The sequence below is a fragment of the Sphingobacterium sp. UBA7038 genome (assembly GCF_002494055.1).
GTDB classification, from domain to species: domain Bacteria; phylum Bacteroidota; class Bacteroidia; order Sphingobacteriales; family Sphingobacteriaceae; genus Sphingobacterium; species Sphingobacterium multivorum.
Window position 1 is genome coordinate 166,397 of sequence record NZ_DLAV01000025.1, and the last position, 18,045, is coordinate 184,441.

The 18,045-nt window shown below is 39.9% G+C and carries 14 protein-coding genes; 5 read left to right on the forward strand and 9 right to left on the reverse strand.

Annotation, left to right across the window (positions count from 1 at the left end):
* Positions 1-5: 5 nt before the first annotated feature.
* Entirely contained in the window at positions 6-1,649 is a 1,644-nt protein-coding gene (locus B3H30_RS17555; protein WP_286777162.1) for a fimbrillin family protein, read from the reverse strand.
* Positions 1,650-2,388: 739 nt separating this feature from the next.
* Between B3H30_RS17555 and B3H30_RS17560 the strand changes: the two genes are divergently transcribed.
* Positions 2,389-3,951 carry a TlpA family protein disulfide reductase gene (locus B3H30_RS17560; RefSeq protein ID WP_286777163.1) on the forward strand — a complete coding sequence of 521 codons (1,563 nt, stop codon included), beginning with the start codon at positions 2,389-2,391 and terminating at the stop codon, positions 3,949-3,951.
* 31 nt (positions 3,952-3,982) lie between these two features.
* Here B3H30_RS17560 and B3H30_RS17565 read toward each other — a convergent pair whose 3' ends face one another.
* Together B3H30_RS17565 and B3H30_RS17570 are read right to left on the reverse strand one after the other, a co-directional pair.
* A complete protein-coding gene (locus B3H30_RS17565; protein ID WP_115048413.1) occupies positions 3,983-4,990 on the reverse strand; it encodes a S41 family peptidase in 1,008 nt (335 codons plus the stop codon).
* A complete protein-coding gene (locus tag B3H30_RS17570; RefSeq protein ID WP_286777164.1) occupies positions 4,987-5,460 on the reverse strand; it encodes a DinB family protein in 474 nt (157 codons plus the stop codon). Before B3H30_RS17570 ends, B3H30_RS17565 begins: the two co-directional genes overlap by 4 nt.
* A gap of 199 nt (positions 5,461-5,659) precedes the next feature.
* Between B3H30_RS17570 and B3H30_RS17575 the strand changes: the two genes are divergently transcribed.
* The 3 genes from B3H30_RS17575 (at position 5,660) to B3H30_RS17585 (ending at position 8,169) form a co-directional block, all read left to right on the forward strand.
* Positions 5,660-5,956 (forward strand): hypothetical protein, encoded by a 297-nt coding sequence (locus tag B3H30_RS17575; protein WP_147282034.1) that lies wholly within the window; start codon positions 5,660-5,662, stop codon positions 5,954-5,956.
* 291 nt (positions 5,957-6,247) lie between these two features.
* Complete coding sequence (locus B3H30_RS17580; RefSeq protein WP_286834737.1) at positions 6,248-7,798, forward strand: PAS domain-containing sensor histidine kinase; 1,551 nt, start codon at positions 6,248-6,250, stop codon at positions 7,796-7,798.
* Positions 7,799-7,803: 5 nt separating this feature from the next.
* On the forward strand, positions 7,804-8,169 hold the full coding sequence (locus B3H30_RS17585) for a response regulator (RefSeq protein WP_286727621.1): 366 nt from the start codon (positions 7,804-7,806) through the stop codon (positions 8,167-8,169).
* A 90-nt stretch (positions 8,170-8,259) separates the two neighbouring features.
* Here B3H30_RS17585 and B3H30_RS17590 read toward each other — a convergent pair whose 3' ends face one another.
* The 4 genes from B3H30_RS17590 to B3H30_RS17605 all read right to left on the reverse strand — a co-directional run bounded on the left by B3H30_RS17590 (position 8,260) and on the right by B3H30_RS17605 (position 14,223).
* A complete protein-coding gene (locus B3H30_RS17590; protein ID WP_286727622.1) occupies positions 8,260-8,622 on the reverse strand; it encodes a response regulator in 363 nt (120 codons plus the stop codon).
* A 170-nt stretch (positions 8,623-8,792) separates the two neighbouring features.
* On the reverse strand, positions 8,793-10,994 hold the full coding sequence (locus B3H30_RS17595; protein ID WP_286777166.1) for an ATP-binding protein: 2,202 nt from the start codon (positions 10,992-10,994) through the stop codon (positions 8,793-8,795).
* A 299-nt stretch (positions 10,995-11,293) separates the two neighbouring features.
* On the reverse strand, positions 11,294-13,300 hold the full coding sequence (locus B3H30_RS17600) for a BCCT family transporter (protein ID WP_286777167.1): 2,007 nt from the start codon (positions 13,298-13,300) through the stop codon (positions 11,294-11,296).
* A gap of 74 nt (positions 13,301-13,374) precedes the next feature.
* Positions 13,375-14,223 (reverse strand): mechanosensitive ion channel family protein, encoded by an 849-nt coding sequence (locus B3H30_RS17605; protein ID WP_286834738.1) that lies wholly within the window; start codon positions 14,221-14,223, stop codon positions 13,375-13,377.
* Positions 14,224-14,482: 259 nt separating this feature from the next.
* On the opposite strand from B3H30_RS17605, the gene B3H30_RS17610 reads away from it, so the two are divergent.
* The gene (locus B3H30_RS17610) at positions 14,483-15,775 is read left to right on the forward strand and encodes a TIGR00341 family protein (protein ID WP_070566540.1); all 1,293 of its coding nucleotides are present in this window, start codon (positions 14,483-14,485) and stop codon (positions 15,773-15,775) included.
* A gap of 2 nt (positions 15,776-15,777) precedes the next feature.
* Here the strand turns inward: B3H30_RS17610 and B3H30_RS17615 are convergent, their stop codons facing one another.
* Positions 15,778-16,455: a potassium channel family protein gene (locus B3H30_RS17615; protein WP_070566542.1), complete on the reverse strand. Its 678-nt coding sequence runs from the start codon at positions 16,453-16,455 to the stop codon at positions 15,778-15,780.
* A 72-nt stretch (positions 16,456-16,527) separates the two neighbouring features.
* The gene (locus B3H30_RS17620; RefSeq protein WP_286727624.1) at positions 16,528-17,910 is read right to left on the reverse strand and encodes a TrkH family potassium uptake protein; all 1,383 of its coding nucleotides are present in this window, start codon (positions 17,908-17,910) and stop codon (positions 16,528-16,530) included.
* Between the last annotated feature and the right edge of the window lie 135 nt (positions 17,911-18,045).

Sequence of the window (18,045 nt, forward strand, 5' to 3'; positions counted from 1 at the left end):
ATAAATTAAGGGTTAATAACAATGCGAAAACCTAGCATGTTACTGAAATAAGAAGCTTCTCTCAATGAACGGTAGGCAGCTCTCGTCTGAGTTGCTGTAAAACTCGCCATGTCATAACTTCCTCCTCGAAACGCATGATTCGCTTCTGCCTCGTTGGCCGGTCCCGGTCCAAGCAGTGCATCCGTTTGATTTTGTGCGCCAGGCGGGTAATCACCCGCAGAAAAACAATATTCTGCCACCAAACCATGCATATCATATAGCCCCCAAGGATTAGGCAACTTACTTCCAACGTCAAACTGTGAACTACCTTGATTATACCAAGCATAATTGGCCAACTGATTCTCATCATCACCAAAAGACCATCGCGTTGCTGTCCCCGAACGACAGGCATACTCCCATTGTGCCTCAGTAGGCAAGGTACCTCCAGCCCATTTCGCATAAGCCAAAGCCCCCTCAAACGTAAGTAACATCATAGGATAATGTTCAAAACCAGTCGGGGGAACCCATTTCGTCCCATTGTAGCGAGGTACATTATACTGATTATTAGCGACAAATCCCCTGACCCAATTCCCATTGAGCGGCACATTAGCGATATACCCGATGGAAGGTATGGTTACATTGCTCGCATTAATAAAATCACAGTAATCTTGAATTGTAACCAGATATTTGCTCATGTAAAATCCTTTTTCAAAACGCACCCAGTGTTGTGGCTTTTCATTGGCACTGGCATCTGTATCGGTATTGGGGCTTCCCATCAGAAAAATACCTTCGGGTATCCACACCAGGTCAGCAGCAACCGGCTCGGTCTCCGTAACCTGACCTATTGTTTGCCAATCGGTAATAGCTGCACGTTGCACTTCTATCTCTTTATTCTTAACGGTAATGGTATAATTATATTCCTTTCCTTGCTCAAATGCATCAGTTACCGGAAAAGTATAATGCATCTGTTGCGCTCCAAGTTGAATGGTTAACACCCGACCACCCGTTCCGGTATGAGGTAGCAGGATAGCCGAACGATTAGTTCCCACATGAATTGTGCCCGAGGCATTCGCATTGTGCAGGACTGCAGTCGCCAAATTGAAGGTAGCGTCGGAAGAAAAGCCTTCCAAAGAAATCTGCGCTGATGAGAGTACGACAGGAGAACCCCCCAAACCAGCAGTCAAGTTAAAGTTGATCTTGGAAAGCATATGCTTAAAATTGAAATCCACCTCCTCCTTGCTCTTCACAATTCCAATACTACTATTGCTATAAAGTAGATCTAAGCTCCTTAAATCATGTTGATCCAAAAGATCGATGGACAGTGTATTACCAGTTACTTGGCGATAGGGCGCATAAGCCACAATATCAACCTGCCCTGTAGTTGGATAATAAATCGGTTGGCCCGATAAAAAGAAAGCGGCTCCACCAGCACTATAGGTATATTTACGATTGTATTCCATGCCCAAGGACAGATTGCTTTGTCCACTCGCCATCATAAATAATCCCATCTCGTCACCATCGGCCCATACACTTGAATTACTCAGACCAGCATGGGCAGTTCGAACCCCTATTTTAAGTGAAATATCACTCATCTCCAGCGGTAAATTATCCGACTGCTTACAACTTAATAAGCTAAATACAGCAAGCAAAAAATATACTATTTTATACATCCTTTTCATATTTCAACATCATTTTCCAGCAAGGTACCCCCTAATTTCCATCGTCCTGACATGCAGCACACATCGCATTCCCCAAGTGTTGCGAACAATTTAATCTTAAGGCATAAGATCCAAAATGGCATTTAACTACAAGTCCAAAATTAGCTTAAAACCATCCTAACATCACAATTATAGGGGTGGACAGAAGGTGGACAATCCCTATACAGTGTCAATACAGTCTATCTCAGATAGTGAAAACCAAGTACATTATAATTGATTCACAACCTTTTCAAACAAACAAGGTCTTCCTGCTTAGGAAGACCTTGTTTGTTTGAAAAAAATGTGAGTCCGCTAATTATTTACAGGGATTCTGTAAACACCCCTTATCGCCGCCTTACCATCGGTGGTTAAGACAGCCGAGGCCACAGCCGTTGCGCCATCAATTTTATAAACGGTAGACTTACCAGCACTACCCTCGGTATAATATACTTAACATAGTGCTCATTTGGTACAGATTAGCGATCCGGATTTAGTTGTTTTAGCTATAAAAGAATTACTTCCAGCAACAATTAAGTAAATTTCTTAATCAATATGTACCTGTTACTATTTACCAACTCGCAACCTGTTGCATAAACACAAAATATCTCCCCCCAAACCTTATCGCGAGATAAAAAATACAGGTATAAGAAAGCAGGAAGAGCATCATGCTAAAGATCCGATTTTTTTTTATCTTTAATTAAATAACCTAAGCATGCTTACCACAATCCCAAAACCTAAAAAACCTTTAAAAGAGCAAAAAATACATCTTTTTTCCAGATTTCTACTCATCCTATTATGTATAGTCTGTTCGATCAGTAGTGCACAAGAAAGGGCCGTAAAAGCAATTGTACAAGGAAAGATTATACATTATGATCCTTTGATCCCCTTGAATATAACCCTGAATCGGCTGGGACTTTCTGCGATCACCATTTACCCCAAGGTCAACGATAAAGGTGATTTTTACGCGGAGGTGGATTTATATATACCTACGCAGGTTTGGTTAGGCTATCGGACGAATTTTAGCATTGTACTTCATCCCCAAGACAGTCTTTGGGTCTCTTTTGATGGTAATTCTGACCAAAGAAGTTCCCTTTTGCGCACAGTCAAATTTGCCGGGACTTCCGCCGTCACCAATACCCAGATCGCACAATTCCAAAATCTTTATTTTGCTAGTGAACTCTACGACCAAAATAAGAATTTTTATGCCGTAAAAAATTACGATCCCGTACAGTATATGCGATTCAACGATACCGTACGCCAAAAAGGCAAAGCGTTGTATGACGAGTTTGTCCATACCTATAGCCCAAATGCTGAAAGTAAAAATTGGGCTCTTTTTGAGACAGAAACTCCTTATTACGATAACATCCAGTTTTATTCCATAGATCACAAAAGAGCCAATAATCTAGGCCCCATGGATACCACCTTTGTTATCCCCATAGGATTTTACGACAAGTTGGCAAAGCGTCTTCCACTCGAAAAAAGCCATTTAATGAACACAAATGCGGTATCTACATTTTCCTCATTTTATGATTATTATATTAACGAAAGACGGAGATTTGAGGAAACAAGCGACGCAAATTGGGGAATTACACCAACTGGGGAACGGTTTGCGTCCACTACTATTGCTGACTCACTACAATTGCACGGGATAGTTAATTATGTGAGCGATCCGCTCTTACGCGAAATCATGCTGAGCCATCACTTTTCAAAAAGTTTTCGAAAACAGGATTTCAAAACCTACGAAAAATTTATTACAATTGTCACCCGACATATTACTTCCCCCTTTCTGCGGGATCCACTGCAGCAGGAATACCTTGCTACAAAAGCCCGAGTCGAGCATCCTGAACTCAATAGCCGTGCTATTCTAAAGGATATGCAATCCTCTCCGATCCAAGAGATCATGGAAGATATCTTACGAAGCAACAAGGGTAAAGTAATCTACGTCGATTTTTGGGCGACCTGGTGCGCCCCCTGCTTGAGTGAATTTCCCAACTCCAAACGAATAGAAGCCGATTTTCAGAACAAAGACGTTTCATTTGTATACCTCTGTCTTGATTCAGATCAGGACAAGTACAAGGCAACGGTTAGTAGCTATGATCTGGGCGGACAGCATTATTTCCTATCAGCCAAACAGAGCGGCTCCATTCGAGACCTATTCAAGGTCAGCGGCATACCATTTTACCTTTTGATAGACCGAGACGGCACAATTCTAGAAACAGGAAACCACCTGCGACCACTAACCGCAAAAGATAAAATCAATACGTTGCTCCAATAGCGGCAGATTTCGAGAACAGCTCATACGCCTGCTATTGGCCCAAAAGTTCCAGGGCCTTGATTATTTTACGATCCTTTTCCAGCACTGTGAGGTTGTCGTCTCCCACGACTTCAAAATCAGGCGAAATATAGGATTTATAAACTTTTAAATTCCTGTCCACCACATAATCTGTTGACAAGTTAATGCCCGCATGATCATTTATTTTAAACCCCTGCACCGCGGTTGTATAATTTGCGGTCTTTTCCCCTACAATAAACGTATTTTTTCGTCCAATAAAGGATATGGCAGTCATTTCACCCGCGCTTGCCGTATAGCAGCTGGTCAAAATAACCAATGGAACATCATTTGCAATCGGATAGATCAACGCTGATTTTCTGTCCAGCATATTTCCATCTATCAGCAACTTTCCCGCCTTAATTTCCCAGTCGCCTGTAGAATGATTACCAGCGTCCCTAAAACCTCCAAAGTGTACATTGTATCCGATAAACTCTTTCAGTCCGAGTAATATCGGATACATATTTCCTCCGGTATTTAATCTCAGGTCTATAATCCAGCCTTTAATTTCTGCTGAATTGATCCCATTGATATGGGTCACAATATCATCAGCGATACTATCAACTTTTTTAAACGCAAAATCACTGTTTCCAACTATTCGGAGATATCCTATTTTATGATCAATCACCTCACTAAACGTACTCTTCTCCGTGTTAAGCCTATTTTTCAGATAAACATTGGTCATCACATTAGGATTATTCCATCCGTAGGTTTTTCCTTTGAATTTAAGACCGCCATGATAATCGTTGAGCTGCCTAAATACGGCTTCATATAATGTTGCGGCTTCATCAATCGAGTTTAAATTTTGGGCTTTATTGTATAGTTCACGTTTAATAACCTCAAGGTTTTCTTTATGAATTGAATTGGCCGATATAAGTTCAATGGATTTATCAACAAATGATTTTACACTGTCATTTTTAAACGTTTGCGGAAACGCATATCTCGAAGAAAATAAAAGTAATAATAATAAAAACAATCTGGTCATCTTGGAATTTTTGTAGCAATAAACTTCCTTATACTCATCATATAACCCAAATGCAGGCCTTCATGAAAGTTGTTCCATTCGAAGGCATCCGTTATTGAAGTGAGACGGAAGCCCGTACCCGTTGTGCGTTGCTGATAGGTCACAAACTTTTTGTTGTTAAAATCACGGATGGTCGGTTCAATCTGTTCGAGGAGCAATCTTCTCAGCAGATCAGCTTCCTGCTGCGATACCGCTGCTGAAGGCTTTGTTCCGGATTGGCAGCTGTTGAAGATTTCCTCAGGGATATGTCCTTCTACCTCAGATCCGATATAGATTAATTTATGCTGTGTGGCAATGATGTGGCCAATATTCCAGATCAGGTTATTGCTGAAACCATCAGGAATGCGATTGAGCTGTTCCAGAGAATAGTTTTCAAAGAATTTGAGGTAAGCCATCCGACTCGTTTTCCATGCGCAAAAGAGTGATTCCATGTCCTGTTAACTGTCTGTGTTTTGTACGCAAAAATAAGCTGAATCTTTAAAACTGTCAAAGCTTATTTACGGCAATCGGATGCTATACATCAATTTCTTCCAATGGCACCTGAAGACGCTGATTCTTTTTTTATTGAACTTTTTGATTTGAGTATTGTTCAATTTGAAAGGAAATGGTTCAATTCTTAAAAAAGAAAGTATGAAAGCACAAATCGGACTCGTTATCACGGCAGTTGCCGGAGCAGCACTGCTCATTTACAGACACTGGAAACAGCGTTCTGTACAAGAATCAACAGAACAAACAGATCGCAAAGAGACGGGCAATCTAACGAACCCACCTTCTTGGTACCGCCCGCTTAACATGCCCGAAATCGACAGCATGGATATTGTATCGTTGCAATATGCCCCCGTCAGGGTATCGCCCGACAGAAATAATGCGGTGCAAGGGATCAACAAACACATTTCGTATTACCATAAAGGCAATAGACATCAATAAGGCAGTGATACGGAAACAGTTGCAGTTTAAGCGATTTCGATAGTTGAAAAAGTGCCCAAGGTCAGTATACAGCGCTGAACCGCGACAATAAATGCGCGCAGTTCCGCGTTCCAGTTAAATCGGTTCAGTCAGATCAAAAATAGGTGTCCTGATATCATTTGCATTGATTATATTTTATATTTTCAACAGGAATTTATACGGTTTTTTAATTTAGACATCCCAAAATCCGCTTCAATTTCAAAATTATCGACTAAATTGGGACACCTTAATTAATATGGGAGTTTAAAATATATGAAAAAAAATGCTTCCTGCATCAACAATTCAACGCAACGTACTGAAAACAAGAACAATGATTTAGATCTTTATCTAAAAGCATTGAATTCTGCCTATTCGGGTATTATAATTACAGACAATCTGCAGTATGATAATCCCATCATTTATTGCAATAAAGCTTTCGAAACCATCAGTGGTTATGCCCACGATGAAATTATTGGCCACAACTGCCGATTTTTACAGGCTCAGGACCGTTCGCAAGCCGAACGTAAGATTATCAAAGAATCCATTGAACGCGGCGAAGAATGTAAGATTGAAATTCGAAATTATCGTAAGGATGGAACGCTTTTTTGGAATGAACTTTTTATTTCACCCGTGAAGAATGAAGAAGGTCAGGTAACTCATTTTATTGGTGTTCAAAATGATATCAGTGATCGAAAAAAAGCGGAGCATGATCTTCGGGAAGAAAAGTCACATGTGGAGCTCAAAATACAGCAAAGAACCAAAGAACTGCAAGATAAAGAAAGTTTTCTGTCCAGTATTATTGAAACAGTACGAGAAAGTCTCTTGGTGCTCGACGCCAATTACATCGTCCTAAGCGCCAATAGACATTTTTTAAACTCATTTAAAGTCACCACAGAAGAAACGGTAGGAAATTTATTATTTGACCTCGGCAATCAGCAATGGGATATTTCTTCGTTAAAAGAGATGCTCACACAGATATTGCCTACCAATAACCCGGTTATCGATTATGAAGTAGACCATATCTTTCCTCATATCGGTCGAAAAGTCGTGCTGCTAAATGCTTATCGTATTGAGTTCGAGGGCCAGTATAAAGATAGGATCCTAATCGCCATCGAAGATATTACAGAAAAGAAGGAGCAGGATCGGCGTAAAGATGATTTCCTGTCCATTGCAAGCCACGAACTTAAGGCACCCCTCACAACAATTAAGGGTCTCTTCCAGATCTTACAGCGATTGAGTGCCGAAAACACCGATCCGAAGTATGTCTCAACGTTAGATAAGATCACGGCTTATATCGATCGCTTGAACTTGCTGATAGCAAAACTCTTAGATACGTCTAAAATTCAATCTGGAAATCTTGAATTGCACATGGAGCCATTTGAGATCGATAAGACGATCCAAGATGCCGTTGAAAGCATGCGATTGGCGGCACCTGATTCTGACATCCACCTTACTGGAAATACGGGTAGTATCGTCGCGGGCGACGAGCTCCAGATTATTCAAGTGCTGAACAACCTGCTCTCCAATGCAATTAAATATTCACCCGAGTCGAAAAAAGTTGAGGTTAGTATCCACAAGGTAGCCAACTTTGTTAAAATCTCGGTACGTGATTATGGCATGGGCATAAGCTATCAGGATAGACAAAAAATTTTCGAACGATTTTTTCGTGTCAGCCATATACAGAAAAAGTTTCCGGGTTTAGGCATTGGGCTCTATGTTTCGCATGAGATTATCTTACACCACAAAGGAACACTGTGGGTCGAAAGCGAGCCGGGAGAAGGATCCACATTTAATTTTACATTACCCATTGTAATCAACAAATAAAGAATATGCAGCCTAAAAAGATAATGATCTGTGATGATGACCGAGGAATACTCGATATGCTGGAGCTTTTTTTAGAACTAGAAGGATTTAATGTCATATGCGAAATAAATAGCACGCATCTGACAAAGCAATTAATTTCGCATAAGCCAGACCTCTTGCTGCTGGACCTCTGGATGCCCATAATTTCAGGTGACCAGCTGATTAAAATTATCCGCAGTACACCCGAAATTAAAGAAACTCCTATCATTGTGCTATCAGCAAGCGTCGATGGACCTGAAATAGCAGGGAACTTAGGCGCAAATGGCTTTATCGCCAAACCCTTTGATTTAACCGATATCACCGATAAAATTAATAGCATACTGAAAAACTAGCCGGCAAGTACACGCTGACTAGGCACACATAAAAGCACTTTTTAAAAAAGTGCTTTTATGCAGCTGATGTGATCATTCAAAGCTAAACGCTTACGCTTGGCCCAATTTATCCACAAGAAGTAATAGATCGTCCAGTTCAAATGGTTTGGCCAAAAAAGCGTCGGCTCCACGCTCGGAAGCTATCTGCTTCCCACGCGAACTTGCAGACATCATGATCACCGGAATATTTCGATGTTTTTCCGAACTTCGGAGTTCACGAAGGATATCGTCACCTGACAGCCATGGCATTTCAATATCCAATAATATAATATCAGGCTCAATTTCTTCGACAGATGCAATAAGTTCTCTGCTTTTTGAAACTAAATAAACTTCTCTGAATTCATTCTTTAAAGCCAGCTCTAAAACGTTAAGGATGAAAGTTTCATCATCACAAACAACAATTTTCTTTTTCATTTTTTGATTGTTTAAAAACACCGCAATGATTGAAAAATATGGTCTTGTGGGGGGATTTAAAATATAGACCTAAGCTGGGCAGATAGTTGGTTACCAAACCGTTTATATAATCTTTCTTTGAGATTTTACAAGATAGACAATTTATTAGATAAAAGTCTACGCTCCTTTGTTTAAGATACTAAATGCATACGATCTGCTTCAGGTATATCTTTGAAGACGACCGAAAATGTAGTACCGACGTCTAATTCGCTTTCTACATGAATAGTTGCGTTGAGCTTACTCGCAATTTGTTTAACAATGGACAGGCCAACCCCCGAACCCTCAAAGCCTTCTGAATTGGGCATTCGGGCAAAGATTTCAAAAATTTTGTCGCCCTCCTTCAAATCAATTCCGATTCCATTATCCTTGATATCATACCGGACCGTATTTCCCTGCCGCATGCTCTTAACGGACACCTGCGGGTTTTGCCTTTTGCTGCTGTATTTTATGGCATTGCCAACAAGGTTCAGAAACAATTGATAGATCAATGTTCTCTCCCCCAATACAGGCAGTGTTTCGCCCATTATAAATTCTAAATGCGGGACCTGGTATTGCTGTTTGCAATTTTCAACGATATTGACAATCTTGGACTTTGGATTAATTGGTTCGAACACAAAGTCGACATGATTTACCTTTGACATTTGGTAGACTCTATCCATCATATCCCGCATCAGCTGCGTCCCATCTAAGATATTTTTCATTGACTTTGCAAGCAGTTCCTCAGAGATGTCTTTTTTATGGAGCAACATTTGTGCAGTGAGCTGTATCGTCGTCAGCGGATTTTTAAGATCATGGGTCAGTGTGTAGCCAAAAGTATCAAGCGCATTATTAGAGCGCACCAGTTTCTTGTTCAATTCATCAATCTCTCCACCACGTTGTGCTACCGCTTGCTGAATAATTTGTGTAATATCCTCAATAAAAGCGAGTTCAGAAGATTGCCATTTTTCGGCTTTTCCTTTTGTAATTTTTTTCCATGCCTCGAATGACGAACGTGGCGAGGGAAAGGTGATCTTTCTATCTTCGTCAACCTGCATCACCTTTTCTGGCTTCCCTGCCCAGGTCTCTTCTATCAGGCGTTCTTTTCTAAAAACATATACGTACCAGTTATTTGCGGGCAGAATACTGATGCGTAGTACACCGGGAAACATTTCAACATCTTCGGAAGGACCATCCTCCTTAAATCTATCAGTCGCAAAAAACTCTGCAGTGGCTATTTTTTTATCAATTTCTCGGAGCATTTTTTTATCAGGCACCTCACCCACTATCATGATCGCACGATCACGTTTAATGAGTAGACCCTGCCCATTCATTACCTCCATAATACGCAGGGCATACTTTTCCAACACGTCATACAAGTCGCGCTTGACCAACAAATCACTTTTTAGATCATGCTTCAGCTGTGATAGATTTTTCTGAACTTTCACCTGTTTCTTCTGAAAATCTGCCAGATAATTGTTTACAGCGTATTGTGTAAGAAAAGTACATAGATGGCGCTGTGAAAGATCGACATGCATTGGCTCCCGATTCTGACAGGCTACAAGCCCCCAAAGCTCATCGTCCACGATAATGCTAAAACTTGCACTCCCCTTTACGCCGGCATTTTTAAGGTATTGTAAATGCATGGGTGAAAGCGCCCGAAGGCTGCAGCGTGTAAGATCCAGATCATCGGCACTACGCCCCATCAGCGGAATCGCTTCCGCATTGACATCCGCCGTATGGCGGGCATGAAAAATACGGTAAAGCTCGCGCGCCTGTGCAGGAATATCGAATTCCGGATAACGGTAATTCATCAAAGATTCCAGATCAGCGCTCCTGCTCTCTGCAATAACTTGTCCACTATTATCTTCCAAAAAGCGATATACCATCACCCGATCATAGTGAATAATGTCCTTAATCAATTCAGTCAATGCCTGCCAGCAAGAGTTGCCCCCGCTACGGTCATCTAAATGCTTGGCATAATAATATAATTTGGTGGTTTTGACAGCAAGCGGATTGCAGGTCTCTATTTCAAGATAAATTTTGCCATCATACCTATAGAGACTTAAAAAATAATCGTTAGCATGGATAGCTACACGATCGGCATACCTGGCAAACATGTTGTCTGAAACAGCATGTTCTATGCTCTCTCCACGAAGTTCAAAAGATGGAACAATCCGATGAAGAACATCGTCTACTGTCATGCCGAGTATTTCGGAGTAATCTTCACCTGCAATAGCTACACAGTTTTCACTTACCGCAATACACTTATCGTCTTCAAAGATAAATAAATACCCAAAAGACTGTATATTTCCACACAGGTGAATTTTTTCCTCATGACAATTGATTTCACGCATAAAGTTACTGATCTATTAAATAAAAATATGGTAAAATCAACAGTACTATCCTCCATCAATGCTATCATATGTTACTAAATTAGTAAAATATTCTGACCTATCGAAATTTGCATCTTTCACTTTAAACCCGAAGAAAAACGAACTAAATATCGACTGCTGGCCCGATTTTCGAGCTCTTTCATAAAATTCCTCCCCCAGTAATGGATAGCTTAACGCGGAATAAAAATGGTATTAAGCAGCTTCGATTTGGTTAGGCACAAGCTATCTCACATATTAAGCAATGCGTCGTAGCCTGCTGATCATCTCAGATTTTTGTTGGCATTGCTGCTAATAAACATTTCATTTTTTTCTTCTGAAATTATTTCTAAAAAGCGCTCATAATGCTTCAAAACATCACTTATCAGCTCATTTTTTGTAAAATACTGGATATCATAACCCTCACGAGCATCTCCAAAATAAGATTTCGGAAAATAAGTTTTCTTATCGGCTATATCAGGGAGATTTTCTTCTTCGACGACATAATCGGACACCACTTTAAAATGATTTTTGACCCCATATATAAAATTGTTGATTAGGTCGTGTCGGATTTCAATAGCTATCCGATTTGGTTTATCCGACTCATGAATCTTTGATTCAATACCATTCTCCTTAAACTCAGCCTGCATATCTTCGAACGCTGCCTTCACTGTACTCCTCATAAATTCATCGACCGACTCACGGCTTTTAAAAGAAACAATCTGTTGCAGGCGATCTTTCCAAAATTCGCCCGACCAGGGCACAGTACTCACCGAAAAATCACGCTCATAATAACTTCGGTCAATCGTCAATGCTTTTACCAAACTGACGCAAAAAAGCAACATGATAATTGAAAATGGCAATGCTGTTATAAGTGTCATAGTTTGTAATGCCTGCAGTCCACCCGTGTTCAATAACATGAGCGCTAAGATGGCCAACAAAGCGCCCCAAAAAACCATTTGCCATTTTGGGGACTTTGGAGCATTCTTGGTAGCAATACTATTCATAACAAATATGCCCGAATCAGCCGAGGTTACAAAAAAGATAATAATAATAAGGATAACTAGATAACTGACAATTTCCGACAAAGGCAAGTAGTCTAAAAATCGAAACATCAAGGCATCTGGATTATCTGCTAAAGAACTCAAAGCGCCTTTAGCGATATTAATATCAAACCACATGGCACTATTTCCAAAAACAGACATCCAGATAAAATTAAATATGGTCGGAATAATAAGTACCGCAGCAATAAATTCACGAATGGTCCGCCCTTTGGAAATTTTAGCAATAAACAGCCCCACATAGGGAGACCATGATATCCACCAGGCCCAGTATAGAATTGTCCAGTTATAAAACCAGGGTAATGTTGCCTCGTCATAAACATGTGTATCAAAAGTCAAACTAAAGAAATTGTTTACATAATTGCCTATTCCTTCTGTAAAACTGCCAATAAGGTAAACTGTAGGTCCAAAGAAAAGAACAAATAGCAACAGAATAATAACAGTTAGTATATTGATATTACTTAATATCTTTACACCTTTATCGACCCCTGAGGTGGCAGATAAAACAGCCAACAGCGTTAACACGCCAACAATCATGATCTGATAGGTAAAATTATTATCGGGTACTAGACCCAGGGTCTGCAAGCCAGCATTTACTTGAACCACTCCGAACCCCAACGTAGTCGTGATACCGAAAAATGTACTGCAAAGTGCAAATACATCAATCGCATTACCCCATTTTCCATTGATTTTGTTTTTCAATAAAGGATAGAAGCAACTACGAAGTGAAAGCGGAAGCCGATAGCGGTATGCAAAATATGATAATGCCAAACCGACCACACCATAAATTGCCCAAGCATGTATACCCCAATGAAAAAAAGTATACAGCTGCGCATTTTTGGCTCGGTTAATATAGTGATTACCGGCAAAAGCCTCGGTCGAAAAATGTTGCATCGGCTCTGCGACACTGAAATACATCAATCCGATTCCCATACCTGCAGCAAATAACATAGAAATCCAAGAAAAGAAGGTATATTCTGGCTTACTGTCGTTACTTCCGAGCTTGATATTACCAAACTTGCTAAACATGAGGTAAACCAGGAAAATGACAAAAAGTGTCACAGCCCAGACATATACCCAATTGAGGTTCACAAAGATAAACTGTTTTATTGTATCTAAAATACTTACTGTCAACGTTGGAAAAAACACCGCTAGCAGGCAAACCCCTATAATGAAGAGCAGGCTTGGAATAATGATTCCTTTATTAAATGTCGATTTTGACAAAATCACTTGAATTAAATTTGGTTTACATTATGGTCTTTCGACCAATCATTACGTTAATCGTATGCATTATTACGCACAAATCATGCATTGCTGCGAATATGGATATCCCTTTGTGGAAATGGTATTTCAAAACCAGCTTGATCCAATGCCTCTTTACAATTAATAATCAACTGTTCCTGCATGGTCCAAAAGTTTTCGTTTGACGTGGTGACACGCACCGAAAGATTAATTGCGCTGTCGCCAAGTTCGGTTACCACAACCTGCGGAGCTGGCTCCTTAAAAGCATAATCATTATTTCGAACCACTTCCATCAGAATTTCTTTCGCCTGTTTTAAGTCAGCGTTGTAGGCGACACCAATATCGAACCAAGTGCGGCGTGTGCCCAACTGGGTATAATTTGTAATGCTGCTATTAGACAATACCCCATTTGGAACTACCACTTGCTGATTTTGAGGCGTATTTAATTTGGTATTGAAAATATCAATTTCGGTGACCGTACCCGAAACATTTGAACTGGACGTGATATAATCCCCTACCCGAAAAGGTTTCAATAACAAGATCAGTATTCCACCGGCAAAATTGGATAAAGATCCCTGCAGGGCCAAACCTATGGCTAAACCTGCAGCTCCAATAATGGCAACAAATGCTGAGGTTTGAACGCCCAACTGTGTGACTACAACGATAAATAACAATATATTTAAAATCCAGCTGATCAGATTACTTAAAAAACGCTGCAAGGAGACATCCATCTGCCGGCGTTCGAAAGCCTTATCAATCATGCGCTTGACCAGTCGAATGATCCATGATCCAATTAAATATATCAGTAAAGCTGAAATTACGGCAGTAATAATTCGTGGTGCCCAGGCAATGGCTGAGGAAATAAAATTATTCCAATGTTCCTGGACGTCGTTCAATGCTAAATTGTTCATAGTTATATTTTATTAAAAATGTAAGGCGTAGGGCTTAATATATTTATTTATTGTTATAATCACAAATTAATATACCAATGATTATAATTTCAACAATTAGTTTGCCTAATTGTTTGTTAAAAACCCAAAAACGAAATTTATCTTTTTCAGGTTTGAAAACCTGTAGCTATTATACCACGCTTTTCCAAATAATTTGGTCGTATGCTCTATAAGATAAAGGATGTTTACTATATTCGTTTAAATCTAAGGTGAAAAGTGTATGAATAAAATTTTGAGCTTTTTTGATCTGCATCAAGGTGAAGAAAAAAAGGAGACGGTATTAGAAAACGTCGTTGCAAACATTTCCTTTCGGGGTTCCAATGCTTGGATCTTGGCCTGTGCTATTGTCATAGCTTCTGTGGGCTTAAATGTCAACTCAACAGCAGTAATTATTGGAGCTATGTTGATTTCTCCACTTATGGGCCCTATCGTCGGAGCAGGATTCGCATTAGGAACATTTGATTTTCCTTTGCTTAAAAAATCCATTAAAAATCTACTGATTGCGACAGTCATCAGTCTTGTTGTATCTTTTATCTATTTCCTGCTTAGTCCATTCAAAGAAGCCCAATCCGAATTGCTCGCGCGCACATCTCCAAATATTTATGATGTAATGATTGCCATATTTGGTGGCCTCGTGGGCGTTATAGCCATTACTCGGGTTGACAAAGGCAATCCAATCCCTGGGGTAGCCATTGCAACAGCCCTTATGCCTCCCCTATGTACAGCGGGCTATGGTCTTGCAATTGGCAATTTTGCCTATTTTGCAGGGGCATTGTTTTTGTATATTATCAACTGTGTATTTATCTGTATAGCGACTTTTATTATTGTTAAATATTTGCGTTATCCAAAAACTCATTATGTAGATCAGCAACGAGAAAAAAGGATTACGCAAAGCATAACAATTATCACGCTAACGCTCGTCATACCAAGTATATATTTTGCTTACAATCTGCTGCAGGAAAAAAAATACACCAATAAAGTGAAGCAATTTGTACAGCAGGAACTAAGCAACAAAGGGTATACTGTCATTTATGAAAAAATGCAGCTCAACAGTAAACCGAAAAAGCTAGAATTAGCCTTTTTGGCAAAAAAGTTCAGTAGTCAAGAGATAAAATCATTGGAACAAACAATGCATACATTCGGAATTGAAAACACCAAACTTATTATTCACCAAGATAGCCTGGATTTAAAGTCTAGTATTCTTAGCGAAATAGACAAACGTACCGCAGCTGTCAGTGAGAAAGATCTAACGATTCGCGCGTTAAACAACGAACTTACAAAATACCAGGTCGTAAGTCCGGAGCTCGATCGGGATATTAAGGTTCTGTTCCCTGAATTAAATTCATATAGCATGGGAATGCAACAGCATTACGCAAAAACCGATAGCGTGGCAAATCTCATTGCATTTATTTATACTTCCCCCGCCGCGTTAACACAAATCCAACAAGATAAATTGCAAAAATGGCTAAAAAACCACTTTCCAAAAGACAGTGTCGAAATCATTAAAAGATAGCATTAGAGGAACGCTTTGATATGATCGTTGTAGCCATAAATCACCAAAATATCTCCTTCCCGCAATCGCGTATCCGGACGAGGAATACCATGGAGTACTGTGGTTACAACACTTTTTCCAAATGAAGTCTTTTTTTCCGTATTTTTTAATATCGTAAGCACTAATAGTTCATACTTTTCTCGGAAACCGATCTCCTGAATCGTTTGTCCTACATATTTTTTAGGGACGATGGCTTCTACAATCGAATAATTACTATTAAGTTCAAAAGAATCTACAAACCCTGTCATACACAAGCGCTTGGACCACCGTTCTGCAGACTCTTCTTCCGGATGAGCTATCTCTGACACCCCTAGCGCACCTAGTACTTTTTCATGCAGTCTGTTTACGGCCCTACTGATCAGGCGTTTCACGTTAGCCTCTTTACACAAAGCACTGACCATAATATTGGCACCTTCATCCTCACCGATCGCGACGACCACAACATCTGTATTTTTTAACGGTAAAGAGTGAAAAGCCGTTTCGTCGGTTGCGTCCAAACAAATCGTATGTGTAATCTTTTCCTTCAATGCCGTCACTTTAGCGATCTGACGATCAACACCTATTACTTCATTGCCTTGTGCAGTGAGCTTTTCTGCCAGAGAAGCTCCAAAGTTCCCCAATCCTAAAATGATAAATTTCATTCTTGTATGTTCTTTACAAATTATACGTACATCCCTTCCCATAGTTATTAAAACTAATACGGGAACCTTTACCTAATATATTGTCAATTCTTCTTCAGCATATCGATAGTGCGTATAGCGCGCCTTTTTGATAAAAGCGATTAATACCGATAGCATGGTTACTCGTCCAACAAACATCAAAAGAATTAATATGACTTTGCTTCCTTCCGCCAGATCACCTGTAACTCCCAAAGAAAGGCCAACGGTACTGTATGCCGAAAAACATTCAAATGCGATCTCTAACAAAGGCCGATTGCGCTCAAAAAATGAAATTGCGTATACTCCCATCCCTATAATTATAAGCGAGAGAAACATCGTAGCAAAAGCACGCTGAATTGAGATCCCTGCTATTTCGCGTCTAAATATTTCAGTTCGGTCTTTCCCTTTTGCCAAGCTGATCGCATTCAGTATGGCGAGCGCAAATGTACTCGTTTTTATCCCCCCGCCTGTGGAGTTTGGCGATGCTCCTATCCACATTAATAGCATAATAAACAAAATGCTTGAAAAATGCAGCTGTGCAAAATCAATACTGTTGAAGCCTGCCGTTCGCGGTGTTGTCGCCGTTGCGAAAGCTACTACCCATTTTCCTATACCACTATGATCAGCAAAAACATGATTATATTCGGAGATAAAGAGCACCAAAGTCGCAAACGCAGTGATACAAGACGTCGTAATCAGATTGAGCTTGCTGTTAATGGTCATTACCCAAGGACGGTAATAATTTTCCTTCGTTGTCCATTTATGGAACAACCTATTTATCAAGTGTTTGATATATTTAAGTACATTTATAACAATTGGAAATCCTAAACCGCCAAATATATATATACTGGCTACCGCCAGTTGGAACCCATAATTATAATAAACCTGTTGATGCATCAGGCCATTTGACAACGTCGAAAAACCAGCGTTGCAGAACGAAGACACCGAATGAAATACAGCAATAAAAATGCGTTCGGCCGTACCGGCCCCGTTAAAACCATCCATAGTCCAAAAGATGACGGCAGCACCGACAGCTTCTATTCCGAATGTAATTGCGATCGTGCGCTTGAGTAAAGTAAATACTTCACCCAGTCGTTGCGTGTTCGAGAAATCCCGTATGGCAAGCTGATTTTCATAACTGCTTCCCCCTTTTAAAAAATAGGCGAAAAGACCAGCAAAAGATAGTATTCCTATTCCACCAGCTTGAATCAGCAATAAAATAAAAACTTGGCCCCAGCCAGTGAAATGGGTAGCTGTGTCAACAACAACAAGCCCTGTAACACAAACTGCACTCGTTGCAGTGAAAAGCGAATCAGTCCAGGAGATTGGTTTATTAAGGGCAATGGGAAGTTTCAACAACATAGTTCCCATAACAATCAATGCCAAGAAACTAAAGATGAACAATTGCGCCGGATTATAGAATCGTTTTTTGATCAAAATATTTTAAGGTATACCGGTAAAATTAAAAAAAATAAATTATCCGGCGCAAGCCGGAAACAATATAAAAATTTTCAATAGCAAAAATATTCCTTGTAGATGCGGCAAAGGACACATATAAATTATACGTATTAG